Source organism: Herbaspirillum lusitanum P6-12 (assembly GCF_000256565.1).
In the GTDB taxonomy this organism is placed as follows: Bacteria; Pseudomonadota; Gammaproteobacteria; order Burkholderiales; family Burkholderiaceae_D; genus Herbaspirillum; species Herbaspirillum lusitanum.
The window spans coordinates 1-1,742 of the sequence record NZ_AJHH01000746.1 but is presented as its reverse complement, the minus strand read 5'-3'; the positions used below and the strand labels follow the sequence as shown (position 1 = coordinate 1,742).

Below are 1,742 nucleotides of genomic sequence, written 5' to 3'. Positions count from 1 at the left end.
GACGCGGGTGTGGCGCAGGCTCAGCGCCTGCGACTTGTAGTGGCGCTGGGCACGCTGGTGCTGACCGTGGTGCTGTACATCTTCATTCCCAAGGGCTTCTTCCCGGTGCAGGATACCGGCGTGATCCAGGGGATTTCGGAAGCGACGCAATCGGTCTCCTTCGGCGCCATGGCCGAGCGTCAGCAGGCGCTGGCCAAGGTGGTGCTGGAAGACCCGGCGGTGGAAAGCCTGTCCTCCTTCATCGGCGTCGACGGCATCAACGCCACCCTGAATAGCGGCCGCATGCTGATCAACCTCAAGCCGCATGAATCGCGCGACATCAGCGCCAGCGACGTCATCCGCCGCCTGCAACCCAGGCTCAACGAAAAAGTCCCCGGCATCACGCTGTACATGCAGCCGGTGCAAGACCTGACCATCGAAGACAGCGTCAGCCGCACGCAATACCAGTTCACGCTGGAAGATGCCGACGCCGCCGAACTCAGCACCTGGGTGCCGAAGATCGTCGACCGCCTGCGCCAGCTGCCGGAACTGGCCGACGTCGCCACGTTGCACGTCCTGGATGTTCTTGATGACGCCGTAGCCCTTGTCGTTCATCAGCACGATGACCATGTCGGCCTTTTCTTGCACGGCGGTCGCCAGCTCACCCAGGTTGAGGATGAAGCCGCCGTCGCCGGCCAGCGTGAAGGTCTTCTTGCCCGAGGCGGTCACCGCTGCGCCGATGGCGGCGCCGATGCCCATCGCCAGGCCCTGGCCGATGCCGCCGCCGAGTGCATGCACGCCGGCCAGCGGATCGAAAATGCGCAGATAGCGATTGCCCCAGGTGCTGTTCGACACGGTGACGTCGCGCACCCAGTTGAACTTGCGGCCGGCGGCCTTTTGTACTTGCTCAACCAGCGCGCTGTAGGGACCGAGACCGTCGACCAGGCCGGCGACGGCGGCATCGCGCGCCTTTTTCAGGTCGGCCATGAAGGCCGGATCGATGTGGATTGCGCTCTTGCGTTTTTCGAGGCGATCCGCCAGGCCTTCCAGCGCCAGTGCAGCATCGCCGCAGACGAAGTGGTCGCTGTTGTAGCAGCGGCCTTCCGCCGATGGATCGGCGTCGATGCGATACAGCGGACGCGGCAGCTTCAGTTCGTACTTCAGGGTTTCGTTGCCGCGCAGGCGCGAGCCGATCACGACGATGGCGTCGCAGGTCTGGTAGAAGTTCTCGACCGGCTTGTGCAGGTTGAATGAGCCGAGCGAACGTGGGTCGTCTTCCGCCACGATGCCGCGGCCTTGCGTGCTGGTGACCACGCCGAAGCCGAGATCGAGCAGGCGCTGCACCTGCTTGCCGGCCCGACGCGCACCGCCGCCCAGCCACAGCAACGGACGCCCGGCCTTGAGCAGACGCTCGGCCAGTTCGTCGAGTGCATGTTCGGAAGGCGCCTGCACGGCGATCGGCAGCGGACGCAGATCGGACGGCATCGGAATCAATGCAGCCTGGATGTCGATCGGGATCTCGACGCTGACCGGCCCCATCGGCGGCGTCAGTGCCGTCTGCACGGCCAGCTTGATGGTGCTGATGGCGGTCTCGGTGCTGCGGATGCGGAAGGCGGCCTTGGAGATCGCCTTCAACATCGACAATTGATCCGGCGCTTCGTGGATATACGCGAGGCTTTGATCGAGGTAAGGCGTTTCGATCTGGCCGGTCAGGTGCAGCAGCGGCGTGCCGGCGGTCAGTGCTTCGACCATGGCGCCGGCGG

Annotated in this window: 2 pseudogenes; one reads left to right on the top strand and one right to left on the bottom strand. The window is 65.0% G+C overall.

From position 1 onward, the window contains the following. Nucleotides 1–9 precede the first annotated feature (9 nt). A pseudogene (locus tag HLUSI_RS32075) lies at nucleotides 10–486 on the top strand (efflux RND transporter permease subunit); the annotation flags it as partial. Between the two features lie 54 nt (nucleotides 487–540). Here HLUSI_RS32075 and HLUSI_RS30510 read toward each other — a convergent pair. Next, nucleotides 541–1,742 (bottom strand): annotated as a pseudogene (locus tag HLUSI_RS30510) (thiamine pyrophosphate-binding protein); the annotation flags it as partial.